General features: G+C 65.0%; 12 protein-coding genes and 2 tRNA genes. All 14 read right to left on the minus strand.

Going from position 1 to position 15,010, the window contains the following annotated elements; genetic code table 11:
* Positions 1-6: 6 nt before the first annotated feature.
* Positions 7-1,683 (minus strand): hypothetical protein, encoded by a 1,677-nt coding sequence (locus tag I6L39_RS14495; RefSeq protein ID WP_216990040.1) that lies wholly within the window; start codon positions 1,681-1,683, stop codon positions 7-9.
* 76 nt (positions 1,684-1,759) lie between these two features.
* Positions 1,760-3,025 (minus strand): hypothetical protein, encoded by a 1,266-nt coding sequence (locus tag I6L39_RS14500; RefSeq protein ID WP_216991807.1) that lies wholly within the window; start codon positions 3,023-3,025, stop codon positions 1,760-1,762.
* A gap of 106 nt (positions 3,026-3,131) precedes the next feature.
* Positions 3,132-3,704 (minus strand): hypothetical protein, encoded by a 573-nt coding sequence (locus tag I6L39_RS14505; RefSeq protein WP_216991808.1) that lies wholly within the window; start codon positions 3,702-3,704, stop codon positions 3,132-3,134.
* Between the two features lie 176 nt (positions 3,705-3,880).
* A complete protein-coding gene (locus I6L39_RS14510; protein WP_216990041.1) occupies positions 3,881-5,308 on the minus strand; it encodes an FAD-dependent oxidoreductase in 1,428 nt (475 codons plus the stop codon).
* Positions 5,309-5,382: 74 nt separating this feature from the next.
* The gene (locus tag I6L39_RS14515; RefSeq protein ID WP_216990042.1) at positions 5,383-6,222 is read right to left on the minus strand and encodes an FTR1 family protein; all 840 of its coding nucleotides are present in this window, start codon (positions 6,220-6,222) and stop codon (positions 5,383-5,385) included.
* On the minus strand, positions 6,222-9,206 hold the full coding sequence (locus I6L39_RS14520) for a YncE family protein (protein ID WP_216990043.1): 2,985 nt from the start codon (positions 9,204-9,206) through the stop codon (positions 6,222-6,224). The genes I6L39_RS14515 and I6L39_RS14520 overlap by 1 nt, the downstream gene beginning before the upstream one ends.
* Positions 9,207-9,210: 4 nt before the next feature.
* Positions 9,211-9,660, minus strand: a complete 450-nt coding sequence (locus I6L39_RS14525) for a hypothetical protein (RefSeq protein ID WP_045525119.1) — start codon at positions 9,658-9,660, stop codon at positions 9,211-9,213.
* Between the two features lie 118 nt (positions 9,661-9,778).
* A complete protein-coding gene (locus tag I6L39_RS14530) occupies positions 9,779-10,264 on the minus strand; it encodes a YqhA family protein (protein ID WP_216990044.1) in 486 nt (161 codons plus the stop codon).
* 82 nt (positions 10,265-10,346) lie between these two features.
* Positions 10,347-11,048, minus strand: coding sequence for a peptidase (locus tag I6L39_RS14535; RefSeq protein WP_209791770.1), 702 nt, complete (start codon positions 11,046-11,048; stop codon positions 10,347-10,349).
* A gap of 31 nt (positions 11,049-11,079) precedes the next feature.
* Complete coding sequence (locus I6L39_RS14540; protein WP_043155628.1) at positions 11,080-11,880, minus strand: transglutaminase family protein; 801 nt, start codon at positions 11,878-11,880, stop codon at positions 11,080-11,082.
* Positions 11,877-12,803, minus strand: a complete 927-nt coding sequence (locus tag I6L39_RS14545) for an alpha-E domain-containing protein (protein WP_216990045.1) — start codon at positions 12,801-12,803, stop codon at positions 11,877-11,879. The genes I6L39_RS14540 and I6L39_RS14545 overlap by 4 nt, the downstream gene beginning before the upstream one ends.
* A complete protein-coding gene (locus tag I6L39_RS14550; protein ID WP_216990046.1) occupies positions 12,797-14,233 on the minus strand; it encodes a circularly permuted type 2 ATP-grasp protein in 1,437 nt (478 codons plus the stop codon). The genes I6L39_RS14545 and I6L39_RS14550 overlap by 7 nt, the downstream gene beginning before the upstream one ends.
* Positions 14,234-14,546: 313 nt before the next feature.
* Positions 14,547-14,622 (minus strand) — tRNA-Asn (locus I6L39_RS14555).
* Positions 14,623-14,624: 2 nt separating this feature from the next.
* Positions 14,625-14,700, minus strand: a tRNA-Asn gene (locus tag I6L39_RS14560).
* Positions 14,701-15,010: the final 310 nt, after the last annotated feature.

Here is a 15,010-nt window from a genome sequence, read left to right on the forward strand (position 1 = left end):
AGTCTATCAGCTTTGGCGGGCTTGGGCAGGCTCATCCTGCCCAGGCGCCGCTCGGGGGGCGGGGCGGCAGAGCAGCAGGAGCCAGGCCAGCCACCCGAGCAGCGAGAGGGCATTGCCCGCCCGCTCCGGCCAGCGGGCCGCAAGCCTCAGCGTGAGGCTGTGGCTGCCCGCCGGTACCCAGACCTGCATCAGCCCCTGGGGATTGGCGCTCACCGTCAGCATCAGGCGCTCGTCCAGCCAGGCCTGCCAGCCGGGGTAATGGTACTGGTGCAGGACGAGCCGGGTCGGCACCCTGGCTGTCACCCTGAGGGCCAGCTCCCTGGGCTGCCAGCGATCCAGCTCCCAGCGGGCCCCCGGAGGCTCGGCGCTCACCGGGGGCTGGAACTCCTCCTTCCAGGCCAGCAGGGTCGGGGCAAACATGCCCCCCGGAACCTGCCTCGGCCTGTATTCCCGGGCGCTGCGCTTGCTGTCTAACTCGAACGCCATGGCCGTCCGGGTGGGGGCCTGGGTGAGGGGGGCGTGGCGCACGTAGGCCAGGGTGGAGAGAAGCGTCAGCAGGAGCAGGCCCCACCAGAGCCCCTGCCAGGGGCGATGGGACGGGGTGCTCAGGGCCACCACGGCGGCCGTGGCGAGGGCAAGGACAAGGTTCAGCCGCCAGGGAAACTGCACCCGCTGCAGGGGGGGCAGCAGGCTCCAGAGCGGTTGGCTCGGGGGCAGCATCATCAGGAAGGCGGCGACCCCGATCGCCCCCCAGCAGGCGATCTCGGGGTGACGTGGCTCCCGGGCGGCGGCCCAGGCGAGCAGCAGCAGGGCCATGGTCAGCACGCTCTGCCACGCCAGGTGGCCGCGAAAGCGCCAGTCCCCCCAGCCCGAGGGCAAACGGTCGAGGAAGTTGCGCCTATAGTCGAACATGCCGCCGCGCATCAGCTCCATGGAAATGGCTCCCTGATCCGCCAGGGCGGGCAGCAGCAGGGTGGCCGCCATGCAGAGCGCCAGCCCCTGGGCGCAGAGGGCGAGCCAGCAGGGACGCAGGGCACGGGTGCGCCAGGCGAACCAGAGGGCGCGCAAGCTGACCAGCCCCATCATCAGCAGCAGGCTGGGCAGGTGGGAGAAGGCCAGCAGCGCCAGCCCCAGGATCAGCAGGGGGAGCCCCTTGCGTCGGCCGCGATGGGCGAGATCCTGGCCAAGCAGGATGAGGGGGGCCCAGGCGAAGGCCCAGAACTCCGCCAGGGCGAAGCGGGCATAGAGATCCATGGCGACGTGATAGGGCAGGATCAGGTAGAGCAGGCTCACCGTCAGGGCCCGGCCAGGGGAAGTGGTGGCACGCAGCCACAGATAGGCAAACATGCTGGAGAGCAGCAGCGCCAGGGTGGCGCTGCCGAGCAGGGGGTAGACGGCCTGCTGGGCGGGGGCAAGCGGGCCGGCAAACAGGGCGCTGGCGTAGTAGGGGAGCGGGGGATAGAAGAAGAAGGTGGGACTGCCGAAGCCGCCGTTCATGGCCATCAGCCAGCGGGGATAGAGCTCCCCCTGCCAGAGCTGGTGGGCAAAATAGTGGCCGGAGAGGAGATGATGAAACAGATCGTGCCCCTGGCTGCCCCCCTGCAACCAGAGCGGCAGCATCAGCAGTGCGCTGGCCAGTGTCAGCACCAGGGCTGCCAGTCCCCACTCCTTGCCTACCTGCATGCCTCTTCTCCCCGCCTCTCCCATGCGCAGTGAGTGTAGTCGAGCCGGATGACACCAGGATGCGCCGCCCGGCGGGCTATGGACGCGGGATGGCGAGCCAGAGGCCGGGCTCGGCGTGAAAACGGGGGGCAAACCAGACGGCGTCATAAGGGCCGGGCAGATCCCCTGCCGCCAGAGGGCGGCGGCTGAGGCGACAGGCCCCTCGTGTGAGCGCAAGCCTGGCATCCCCCTGGTACCAGCCGTCGGTGACCGGCAATGCCGTGGTTTCGCGCAGCAGCCTCACCCCCCACTGGGTCACCAGGGCCGGGCACGCCTGCTCGGCCAGCCTGGTGGCCCGGGTCATGGCCGGCGCGGCCGGCGGGGTGAGGGTGCAAAGCAGCAGCAAGAGAGCCCCCACCATGGCCGGCCGCTCGCCCCGGTGTGGCAGCCTGCCCGCCAGCAGCACAAGGCCGAACAGGGTAATGGGCGCCAGATGGCGGGGATTGTCCGGGTTCTGGCCAAACAGGGTCCAGAGCAGCAGGGCAAGCCAGTAGAGGGACCAGCAGGGGAAGAGGGCGGCAGTCTTGCCTTTTGAGCGCTGCCAGAGCGGTAGAACCAGCAAGGCCCCCATCATCAGGGGCCAGAGCGGAGTCAGTTGATCGTTGAAGGTGTTCGTCCAGCTTAGCAGCCGATCGCCGTGGGCCGCCGCCGTGTTGCCCCACAGGGTGAAGTGACCGTCGGTAAAGCGGCGCCCCTCGCTGAAATAGGCCCAGCCATCGGCCTGCCAGACAAACAGCAGGCAGGCTAGCCCCACCAGCGCGATGGGAAGCACAAACCTGATGCGCGTTCCCTTCTGCGCCATCCCGAGCCAAAGGGGCAGCAGGGCCAGCACAAAATAGGAGGGACGCAGCGCCAGCATGAGGCCCAGCAGCAGACCCGCCAGTGCTATCTTGCGCTGTTGCAAAGCCAGCAGTGTCCCCAACCAGGCGGCCAGCGCCGGCCCGTCCGAGAGGCCGGAGAGCGCCAGCGTCGGGGTGAGCGGCAGGGCCAGTACCAGCAGCCAGACCGGCGCCAGCAGGCTGGGCCGTTGCCACAGCCTGACCGCCAGCAAGGCGGTGAGCGGCGCCAGCAAACTGCTCCCCAAGAGGCTTGCCCACTGCACCGCACGGGCGGGCTCGTCCACCAGCAGATTGATCAGCCGCGCCAGCCAGATAAAGGCGGGGTAGCCCGGAAAGTGGGGAGAGAACTCCAGCACGCTGAAGCGCACCACCCCGTGGGCGAAGTTCAGGGCGTCGTCGGAATCGAGGGCCACCGGGAAGGCCAGCAGCCAGCCGAGCCAGACCCCTTGCAGCAGAAGCAGCAGGCAGGGGCGAATGGGGAAGCGCAATCGGCCGTGGTGACGCCCCCCTTCCCCCCTTGCGGGAGAAGGGTCGGGGATGAGGGGGGCCGTCGTCATCAATGAGAGGTCATCAAAGCGGCGCCAGCACGGCCATCAGCGCCTTTTCCGCCTCGGCGAAGGCGGTCGGATCGGCAGGCTTGGCGCCCACCCCGAACACCCCCGGGTTGCCGATGGCATCCAGCACCCTGGCCAGCGCCTGATCGGCGGCCTTGCGATCCCCTTCACCGAGGGAGGGGAGGATGAGGTCCAGGAAGCGCTTGCTCTTGACCACCAGCACCTTGGCAGTTTGGTAGTCGCCAAGGTTCTGGCCGGCCCCCTCGAGGCGGCGCTCTATTTCGGCCTTGTAGGCCCGGTTGAGCAGGGCCGCGGTCGCCGCGGCGTCTTTGGCCTTGATGGCGGCCGCCAGGGGCGCTTGCAGTTCCACCTTGTGGTGCTCTTCCAGATAGGTCAGCTCCTCGGCGATGTCGCCCAAGGTGGTGCTGGCATCCTTGCCGTCAGTGGCGGCGCCAAGCAGCGCCTCGCGGGCGTCGATCAGCGGCTCCTTGCCGGCGGCGGCGTAGGAGTAAGCCTGCGCCTGCCCGCTCAGGGTCAGCAGCGGGCCCGTCAGCAACGCGAGGGCGATCAAGCCGTGGCGTATGGTCATCCTGTTCTCCTTGTTGATTTGTCCTGGCGGCATGGCGCCAGTCCTGATCCGTTGGACCCCACCCCGACCCTCCCCTTGTTAGGGGAGGGAGCAGATCGCCTTGCCGACAACGTCGGTAAAGCACCTCCCCATTTCGAAGGGGGAGGCCGGGAGGGGGTTGGCTTACGGCGTAGGCCTCAGGCCACGCTCTGGGTTTCGATCACGGTGTTTTCGTTGCGATGATTGAAAATGGCGTGGCGTCTGTCCACCCCGTCGATCACCATGTCGGCGGCCATCATCCCCATCTCCATGGCGGTGTCGGTGAAGATGTAGCGAAATGTCCCCTGACGGCCGGTCATGATGAGGTTGGTGATCGGCATCAGCGCTTGGATGGCTTCGTTGCGGCGGGCCTGATAGCCGAGATCCATCAGCGGATAGGCGTATTCGCTGCGAGCCTCGAAGGTCTCATCGCCAAGTTTCTGGGTATCGACGCCGAGGCTGGCGAGATCGGCGGTGACCCGACCGCGCAGCTCGGCCAGCGGCGCCTGCCAGGTGGCACCCCCCGGATTGCAGGGGATCTCCAGCATCACGGATGTTTGCCCCTGGGGCGCCATAAAGGGGCTGCGCCGGCGCGGCTCCTGCAGACGGGTGGCCAGAATATGGGGGTCGGAGAGGTACTGCCAGGTGTTGTCCGACAAGTTCTCCTGTTTGAGCGGCATATTGACGAAGCGAAGCGACCGGTAGTGCAGATCGCACGGCAAGCCCAGATGCCGGCAGGTGAGCGGCAGCGGCAGGGTGGAGATCACCTGATCGAAGGCGGCGCTCTGTTCAATACCCTCCTGTTGCCAATAGACCCGTTCGATGCGGCCATCGACCTGCTCGAGGCGGGTGATGGTGGCGCCGGTCTTGAGCAGGGCCCCCTCTGCCACCAGCCGCTCCCCCAGGGTGGTGAAGATCTGGCCGAAGCCGTACTTGGGGTAGCGATACTTGCGGGCATAGGTGCGCACCGAGAGGCTGCCGCTGCGTCTTGGCAGCAGTCGGCGCGCCACGTCCTTGAGATCGATCAGGCTGATGCGCTGGCCGGCCCAGTCGGCGGAGAGCTTGTCCGGGTTGATGCCCCAGAGCTTCGCCGTATAGCCCTCGAAGAACTGGCGATAGAGGGTGCGGCCAAAGTGGCTCTGGATCCACTCGGCAAAGCTCGCCTTGGCGAAATCGGTGGGCTTCTTGGCAAAGGGCAACAGCAGCAGATCCTTCACCGCCCCGGCCATCAGGGCGAGCGGCGCCGTCTTGAGCAAATTGGGCAGGTTCAAGGGGTAGTCATAGGTGCGCCCGCCAAAGCGGATCACGCTCTTGCGCATTGCGTGGAGCAGATCGTCCCCCATCAGCTCGTCGATAAAGGCGAGCAGCTCGGGGTTCTTGGTGATGAAGCGGTGGCCGCCGTAGTCGAAGCGATACTCGCCGTCGCGCCCCTTGAAGGTCTGGGTGGCGCACATGCCGCCGACGACCGGCTCCTGCTCGAACAGGGTGACCGTAAAACCGGCCTGGCGCAGGCGCCAGGCGGCCATCAGACCGGCAGGGCCGGCGCCCAGCACCGCAATGTGCTTCTTGTTGTTGTTGTCGTTCATGAGTGTTCCGAAACGGCGTGATAGCTGGGGGAGCGCGCCTGTGCGCGGCTCCCGAACAGAGTGTGATCCCGGGCTCAGCCCCTGGCCGGGGCGGCGCTCCCCTGCGGGCGATAACTGCGATGCCAGAGGGTGACGAAGATGGCCAGATAGGCGCCCCAGGTCAGCAACTGCAGGCCGGCCGGCGAGGCATTGTAACCAAACAGGGCGCGCAGGAAGGTGCCGAAGACCCCCTGATCGTCGAGCACATGGCTGATGTTGAACACAGGCGTGGTCCAGAAGGTGATGACGTCCGCCGCCTGCAACATGTTGACGGCGGACGACAGCAGCCCCGCGGCGATGATGATGATGAGCAGGCCTGTCCAGCGGAAGAAGGGGGCCAGCGCCACCTTGCGGGTGGAGCGCAGCAGCCCCCACACCAGCACCACAGAGACCAGCAGTCCCGCCAGTGCGCCCACCAGCCCCTCGTGCAGATCCACCCCTTGCCCGGAGTAGACCAGGGCCGAGAAGAAGAGCACGGTTTCAAAGCCTTCGCGCATCACAGCGAGGAAGGCGAGCAGCACCAGACCAAACAGGTTGCCACCGTCGATGGCGGCATCGATGCGCGCCGTCATGGCCCCCACCTGGGACTTGGCCTGCTTCTGCATCCAGATAGCCATGTAGGTGAGCACCAGGGTGGCAAACATCAGGATCCCCGCCATCAAGAGGTGGTTGTAACGCTCGCTCTCGAACTGGCTCACCACCACCTGGAACAGGAAGGCGACCACAAGGGAGGCGACCAGTCCCAGCCCCACCCCCAGATAGATGAGCTTGTTGTAGCGGCTCGCCCCCAGCTTGGCGAGGTAGGAGAGGCAGATGCCGACCAGCAGGAAGGCTTCCAGCCCCTCGCGCAGGGTAATGAGAAAACTTGCGAACATCAGGATTGAGGCTCCGTATCGGGCGTAACGGGGAGGGGCTGCAGGGTCAGTTGCAGCCGATTGAGTTGCACTATGGGTGGCTCCGGCAAGCTCGGTTCGGCGGCGCGCACCGCATCACTGACCCACTTGGGGTAGGTGCGGAAGTTGAGTCTGATATCGGCCTTGAAGGGCCCCTGGGCATCCGCCGGCAGCGGCCAGGCTTCATCGCGCCAGCCATCGGCCGGGATGCGGGTATCTTCCAGCAGTTTGGCATAGCGCCAGAACTTGAGCCCCACCGGCTTGCCCTCGGCGTCGCCGAACACCTTGCGAAACAGCCGCGCATCGTCGGGCACGGCGCCATCTACCGGCTGGCCGCTTTCAAGCACCAGCTTGCCGCTGGCGTCGGTGACGGTCAGCTCCAGCCAGAGTTCACGGAAATCGGCCACCCCGGTGGGCAGGGCGTGGCCTGCGCCGACGTTGGCGACCCGCACCACCAGCGCGGGCTGGCCGCTCTGGTTTTCAATGCGGGCCGAGAGGGTGGCGCTTGAGCGCAAGAGCTCCAGACTCTCCTGCTCAAGCGTTGCACTTCTCAGCCCCACCAGCTGATGCTGGGCGCCGGTAAAGTTGTGGCGATAGAGCCGTTCTTTCACTGTGCCGTTTTCGGTGGACTGGCCCGCCACCGGCGCGCCGCCGTTGCCCGGCTCCGGGTTCATATGGCAGTCGATGCAGGTGCGCCGCTTGGCGGGATCCTCCGCCTTGGCGAAGCTGGAGTTTTCCCACTCGCCCCAGGTGTTGACGATATTGGCGCCGGTGCCCGGGGCAAACTCGTTGTGGCAGGACTTGCACAGGGCCGCGTCCCGGTAGAAATCCTTCTGGTAGGATGCCTTGTGCATGGCGGGGCGGGCGTTGATCTGCCGCTCGGCCAGCCAGTGCTGGAGGCTGCCCCCCGGGGCATCCTCGAACACATAGCTCTCGCGGTCTTTCAGATTCACGGTGAAGGCGCTGTTGCCGCCGGCATCCTCGAGCTTGGTGATGCGATGGCAGAGCACGCAGCCGGTCCCTTCCTCCACCACGGGTTCGCCTTTCTGATGGGCGGCAATGAGCGAGGCACCGCCCTGCTCGAACATGTGGGAGCCCTTGGGCAGATCAGTCTGGCCGTTCAGCACCTGCTGGGGCATGTGACAGCCCTGGCACCACTGGCCGAAGGCCTCGCCCTCGGTCTCCCGGGCCAGCGCCTGCACCACCTTGTAGTAGGGGTGGGAGTTTCCCATCAGCCGGTGGTTGCTCTCGCTCCAGTCCTGGAACGCTTGGCTGTGGCAGTTCTGGCAGGAGGCGGAGTTGAGCCACTCTTTCGGGTGAGTGGTCGGCGCCTTGGCGGGATCCGAGCGCGGGGCATCGAGCCGCAGCCAGTTGGCAAGATAGGGGAGGTTGCCATCGGCGGTGATGAAGGCGTGCAAGTCCTCCATCATCGCCTTCACCTCGGGCTGGGGCCTTGCGGGGTCGACCAGTTCTGCGCCATCGCGGGTGTCGTGGCCCATGCCGCCCTGGGTCTGCTGGGTCATGCGCAGGTATTCGCCGACAAAGTCCCCCGCCACCATGTTGGCAAGGTTGGCGTGGCCGTTGATGGCGTTGTCGCCGCTCTGCTGGCGATGTGCCGCCATCAGATGACGGTTGGTGAAGTTGAACCCGTCCAGATGGCAGGAGTTGCAGCTCATCCAGTTGTCCCCCGCCATGGGGAAACGTGAGTTGGAAGCTGTGTTACCCAGATTGAACAGCCGCTCGCCGCGCTTGAGGGGCTCGGGGCGGGGATCCGTCTCCACCAGTTTGGCGAAGTGGGGCACATCCACCGTGACCCGGGCGAAGGGGCCGCTGCCGCCGCTATTGAGACGGGTGAGATCCTGCCCCATGGCGTTGTGCACCAGGATGTGGTCGCCATCGATCAGCAGATCGCGCGGATTCTGGCCCGGCAGGTGGCGAAGGAGCTGGGTCGCCTTGGCGCCCCCCTGAAACTTCTTGCGGCGGTGGCGGTTGTTGTTGGATTTGCCGCTGCGGGAGAGGTCGAACACCAGCAGATCTTCCGAGCCCGCAAGGGTCAGATAGACCCGCTTGCCGTCGGCGGCGAAGCGCGCCGCGAAGGGGTTGGAGACGATCTGGCTGCGGTTGCCGACGCTTGGCAGGTTGATCTGCAAAAAGAGCTGCTTGCGCTCGTCGACCCGCTCCTTCTCTTCATCGAGATCGATGATGGAGACAGCCGGGAAGACGGTGCTCTGAAACTGGAAGGGGTGGTCGAAACTCCACAGCACATGGGGCAGCCAGGCTTCTCTGCCATCGGGGGAGAGGGCGATGCCGTCCAGCAGGCGCGGCAATCCCTGGGAGTCGCTCGGGGTGTTGCTGTGGGTTTCCGCCAGGGTGATGAGCCTGGGCTTGGGCAGGACGCTCTCTAGCAGAGAGGTACCCTTGGCGCCGCTGCCCAGTTTGGCGAGATCATAGATGGCGAGCTGGCCGGTCATGGCGTGGGTGAGCAGCAGGCGATCGTCGTCGGTCAGGGCCAGCCCGCGGGGTGTCTCGGCGGTCTTGACATCCAGCTGGAGGTTGCCCGCGCTGTCATAAGCCTGAAGGCGGCCCCCCTCGAACAGCGTGACCCAGAACCAGCGCCGCCTGGGGTCGAAAATGACGCCATAGGGTCTATGGCCGGTGGGGATCGCCTTTTCCAGGTCGAGATCATCATCCAGCAGCAGCAACCGATCGCCGCTGTAGTCGGTCACCAGCAGGGTGCCGTTGTCTGCGCGAGCCAGCTGGCGCAGATCGCCTCCCAGCTGCACCTCCTTGAGTCGCTTGCCGCTATCACGCTCAAGCAGGGTGACGGAGCCTGCGCTCTGGTTGGCGGTGACTAGGCGCGGAGCACTCCCCTCGTCATAGGCAATCATGGCGGTGCCCATCTCCTGGGCCGAGGCGGTCCCCAGCAGCAGGGTGGCGAACATCAGGGATAACAACAACTTCAACATAAGATCAGGTGCGCCATGTCAGTATGGTCCAGCGCCAGGCGTGGCGCAGCACCAGGGGCGTCAACGCGAGCGCGCTCAGCCAGTGGGCCCAGCTGGCAAGGTTGCCGAGGCTATCCCCCGGGGTGCCGTGCAGCACCAGCACCAGTCCGCTTGCCAGACAGACCAGCAGCAAGGCTTCGATGATGCGACCCGTGGTGCGCAGAAAAGGCTTGCGGCTCTTGCGCAGCAGGCTGCGATGGGAGAGCCAGAAGGCGCCAAACAGCAGGGGAAACAGGGTGAGCGAGAGGGCGACGTGCAAAAACAGGTTCCAGCGCGCCAGGGACCAGGTCGGCGTCAGGGGTTCCCACAGCAGCAGACCGGAGAAAAACATCAGGTAGAGGGCTCCCTCGGCCGCCTGATGGTGATAGGCCAGCCATTGCCAGCATTGTCGCGGTGAGAGGGAAAGACTCGTCATGGGTGCTCCAGCACCCGGGCGCTTCAGCCCGGGGCGAGCAAGTTTACAATGCAGTAAGGGTAATGAAAAGAGTTATCAATTCGGCTCTTGATGAATAGACCCTGAATGGCGCCGGGCCCTATTTGTGCTCCGCCAGCCGCTCGGTCACCGCATAGATAAGTGCCGCGGTGGAGAAGGCCAGAAACACGATGACCGACCACTTCATCTCAGTCTCGTTGCCGGTGCCGTCGTCGAGGAAGGCCTTGAGCACCTCGATGCCGGCGATGGTGACCAGGGAGTTGATGACGATGAGCTTGAGGGACGCGAAGTTGATCTTGCTGAGCCAGTTGTCGCCGAGGGCCGCTCGCTGCTCCGGGGTCTTGATGAACTGCACATAGCCGCAGATGGCCACCAGGATCAGCATTTGGGCCACCAGTACGAAGTCCACCAGGGTGAGTACCCCAGTGATGAGATCCAGGTAGTGGATGTCGATGATGTCGCGGCACAGCACATAGAGCTGCATGGCGAACTTCACCATCAGGAGGGCGACACAGATCAGGATGCAGACATAGAAGGGGAACATCATCAATCGGCTGCCGTTGAGCATGACGTTGAAGCGGCGCATGGGAAACTCCATCGAAAAGGAAGGCAGCCAGAATATCCGGAAAGAAAGGAGCGGGAAAGCGCCTGGGCGCTCCCCGCCCGGCCTAGAGGGGAAAGGTGGGGAGGCCCCGAAACAGCTGCTGCAACCCCTCGCCCCAGGCCTTTCGCAGCGCCACGAAGTGGGGGTTCTGTTCGGTGATGCGGTGCAGGTGTGCCGCCGAGAAGCTTCCCTCGGCATAGACCAGGGCGTCCAGGGGCAAGCCCACCGACAGATTGCTGCGCAGGGTCGAGTCGATGGAGATGAGGGCGCACTGCAGGGCGGTCTGAAGCGGCGTCTCATGGTGAATGATGCGATCGAGGATGGGTTTGCCGTACTTGCTCTCACCAATCTGGAAGTAGGGGGTGTCGGCGCTCGCCTCGATGAAGTTGCCCTCCGGATAGATGTGGAACAGGCGGTGGCGCTCCCCCCGGATCTGCCCCCCCAGCAGGATGTTGCAGCCGAAGTTGATATGGCCCTGCTGCTGACCCCCATCCCGGCTGATGACGGTGCGTATGGTCTGGCCGATGAGGGCGGCAGCCTCGTAGAGGCTGGGGAGGGCAAGGAGCTCCTGCCCCTGTGTCAGCAGGCTGATGACGCTCTGGGTGGTGGCCAGATTGCCCGCGCTTTGCAGCACCAGCACCCTGTCTTCCCCGGTGAAGAGGTGCAATTTGCGGAAGGTGGCGATGTGATCCACCCCCGCATTGGTGCGCGAATCGGACGCAAACACCATGCCGTCTTGCAGGCACATGGCGACGCAATAGGTCATGACCGCGCTCCCGCCAGGACTCTCCCGGCCTTCATTGCTGCTGTCCATCCAGGCGGGTCACCTGCGCCTGGCTCTGCAACTGCTCGCACCCGCCGCCATAGCGCACGCCGCGCACCGGACAGGCATCCAGATAATCCATGCCGACCGCGAGCTTCAGGTGCTCGCTGGTGGAGCTGGTGAGATTGGTGACGTCGAAGGTGTGCCAGCGCGCCTCAATCCACACCTCGGCCCAGGCGTGCATCGCCACGTGGCTGTTGTCCTGGCTGTAGAGGTAACCGCTCACGTACCGGGCCGGCAGGCCGGCGTGGCGGCAGCAAGTCAGGAAGACATGGGTGTGGTCCTGGCAGACGCCGCTGCCCGAGGCGAGGGCCTCGTCGGCGCTGAAGGTGGCGTCCGTGCTGCCGGGCTGATAGGGCATCAGCACCAGGATGCGTGCCATCAGGCTCTGCAAGTCGGCCAGGGTCGGCTCCTCTGGCAGGCAGGCCTTCGCGAGATCCTGCAGGGCCGGGGTCGGGCGGGTGAGGGCGGTGGGCCTCAGGTAGCTCAGGGGGGAGATGAGAGAGCTCTCTTCATCCTCCGGGGCGTCGTCGCGGATCTCCACCTCCCCGTGGGCGCGGATCAGGATCCCCTCGTGGGGGGACTCCAGGCTCAGCACGTGCAGTATGTTGCCGTAACCGTCCGTGGTGCAGGTGGCCTCCCCCGGCAGCTCCAGCTCCCAGGAGAGGATCTGCTGGCGGGCCGTGCTGTGGGGGGTCAGGCGCAGGTACTGGGTGCTGCGGCGCACCACGTCGGCATAGTGGTAGCGGGTCTGGTGATCGATGATGAGTCTCATAATACCTCCAGGTAGGCGGCGTGGATGCTCTGGCCGATGGCGCCGATGTCGCTGAGGAAATCACTCAGGTACTCCTGCATGCCGAGGGCAAAGACATCGTCGATGGTGCCATAGGTCAGATGGGCGTTGAGTATGGTGGTGAGACGCCGTGGCGTCTGACCGGCGTTGCCCTCGATCTGGGCCAGGATCAGCTCCATCTCGTCGAGGCAGGCCCGCAGGGAGCGCGGCACTTCATTGCGCAGGATCAGCAGCTCGGCGATGGAGGCGTGGGAGAGCGTCTTGTAGAAGGTCTGGTGGGCCTCGTAAGCGCCCACCGAGCGCAACAGGGCGTTCCAGCGGTAGAACTCGCGCACGCTGTCCTCGTCCTCCCGGATCACCTGATACTTCACGGTCAGGATGCGCGCCGTGTTGTCGGCCCGCTCGATAAAGGTGCCAAGGCGCAGGAACCAGAGCACGTCACCGCGCATGATGGTGCCATAGGTGGCGCCGCGAAACTGGTGGGAGCGCTCCTTGATCCAGTCGAAGAACTCCTGGGCCTGGCCGCTGGAGAGGCCCGCCTGGCGCCGCCGGCGGATCTCTATCCAGGCGGCGTTGATGCTCTCCCACACCTCACCGGGGATCTTGCCCCGCACGGCGTGGGCGTTGTCCCTGGCCATGCGCAGACAGCTGAAGATGCTGACCGGGTTCTCCTCGTCGAAGCAGAAGAATTGCAGCAGGTTCTCCATGTTCACCTGGCCGTAGCGGGCCAGGAAGGGCTCGTGGGTGCCGCTGATGGTGAGGGGCGCCACCAGCTCGCTATGATCGGCGTCGATGGAGGGCATCAGCGACATGGTCTGGGTGACGTCCAGCATGCGGGCCGTGTTCTCCGCCCGCTCCAGGTGGCGGGACATCCAGTAAAGTTCGCTTGCGGTGCGGCTCAGCATGGGCTGCCCTCCATGACCCAGGTGTCCTTGGTGCCACCGCCTTGGGAAGAGTTGACCACCAGGGAGCCTTCGGTGAGGGCGACCCGGGTCAGGCCGCCCGGTACCAGGCGCAGCTCCTGCCCCGTGAGGACGAAGGGGCGCAGGTCGATGTGGCGGGGGGCGATGCCGGCGTCGACGAAGGTCGGGCAGGTGGAGAGGGAGAGGGTCGGCTGGGCGATGTAGTTGTCCGGCCGAGCCTTGAGCAGCTCGCGAAAACGGGCCAGCTCCTCGCGACTGGCGCAGGGGCCGATGAGCATGCCGTAGCCACCGGCGCCATGGACCTCCTTGACCACCAGCTCCTCCAGATTGGCCAGCACGTGGGAGAGGGCCGCCGGCTCGCGGCACTGCCAGGTGGGGACGTTGTTGAGGATGGGCTCTTCCCCCAGATAGAAGCGGATCATCTCCGGCACATAGGGGTAGATGGACTTGTCATCCGCCACCCCGGTGCCGATGGCATTGGCCAGCACCACGCCGCCGGCGCGGTAGACCGACAGCAGTCCGGGCACGCCGATGAGGGAGTCCGGGTTGAAGGCGAGGGGGTCCAGGAAGTCGTCGTCGATGCGGCGATAGATGACATCCACCCTTTTCAGCCCCGTAGTGGTGCGCATCAGCACCTGACCATCCTTGACCACCAGATCCGCGCTCTCCACCAGCTCTACCCCCATCTGCTGGGCGAGGAAGCTGTGCTCGAAGTAGGCGCTGTTGAAGCGCCCCGGGGTCATCACCACCACGCAGGGGTTGTCCACCGGGCTGCTCTCGCGCAGGGTCTGGAGCAACAGGGCCGGGTAGCGCTCCACCGGCGCGATGGGCTGGTTGTGAAACAGCTCCGGGAAGAGGCGCATCATCATCTTGCGGTTCTCCAGCATGTAGGAGACCCCGGAGGGGGTGCGCAGGTTGTCCTCCAGCACATAGTAGTCACCGTCGTGGTTGCGGATGATGTCTACCCCGGTGATGTGGACATAGGTGTCCCGGTGCAGGTCGACCCCCTGCATGCAGGGCTGGTACTGGGCATTGGTGAGGATCTGGGCGGCCGGGATCACTCCCGCCTTCAGGATGCGCTGATCGTGATAGATGTCGTGCAGGAAGGCATTGAGGGCGGTGACGCGCTGGCGGATCCCCTTGTCCAGATGTTGCCACTCCCGGGCGGGAATGATGCGGGGAATGCTGTCGAACGGGATGAGGCGCTCGGCGCCGTCCCCATCCCCGTAGACGTTGAAGGTGATGCCGACCCGGCGAAACAGCAGATCGGCCTCCTCACGCTTGCGCTCTATGCTCTTCTCGTCGGTCTGGTGCAGCCACGACAGGTAGGCGTGGTAATGATCGCGAAACTGGTTGTCGGTGAGCAGCATCTCGTCGTAACAACCGGGTCCGGGGGGCTTGATGGGTAGCATAGGCAACTCCTTGTGACGTCCCTGATCTCAGGAATTGCAAGGGGTGTGCCAGCCAATTGAGTCGCTGCCGAGGCCTGTATCATTAAATTTTTATAGAAAAAATCATATGGATGACTCTTCTGTCATCAGTGGATGGCCGAGAGTGCACCAGAGTGGTACCCCATGGAGGGTATGCCTGCGCCATCTTGTGGCGGCAAGACCCGACGGCAAGGGACGAACGCATCGGGAGGCGGGCGCGGGAGGCGACCGCCCTTGCCCCGAGGCGTGGCAGGGGAAATGAAAAAGCCCAGCCATAAGGCTGGGCTTTGGAAGATGGCTCCCTCGACAGGACTTGAACCTGTGACATACGGATTAACAGTCCGCCGTTCTACCGACTGAACTACGAGGGAATTGGCTCCTCCTACTGGACTTGAACCAGTGACATACGGATTAACAGTCCGCCGTTCTACCGACTGAACTAAGGAGGAATTGCCTGTCTCGTCGAGACGGGGCGGATATTAATGGCCTGAGGGACGGGTGTCAACCCGATGGCTTGCGTAAAAAATGGCTTTTTGGCCTGTTTGTCCAAAACTTGGTCGCTGTGGACTATTTTCAGCACAATCAGCAGCTTGAGATGCCCTTGCGGGAACATGCACGCCTGTGCGTCCCCTCCTTCATCCAGAGGTGCAGGTCAGGGTTTTTCTTGGGAGGAACAGCACGGATGGCGGCCGCAGTTGGCGGGAAACGGCGCGCAAATACAGGGGATAGGCGACAATATTGCGTGCTCATGTCCATTTC

The organism is Aeromonas sp. FDAARGOS 1409, from assembly GCF_019048705.1.
GTDB classification, from domain to species: Bacteria; Pseudomonadota; Gammaproteobacteria; order Enterobacterales; family Aeromonadaceae; genus Aeromonas; species Aeromonas sanarellii.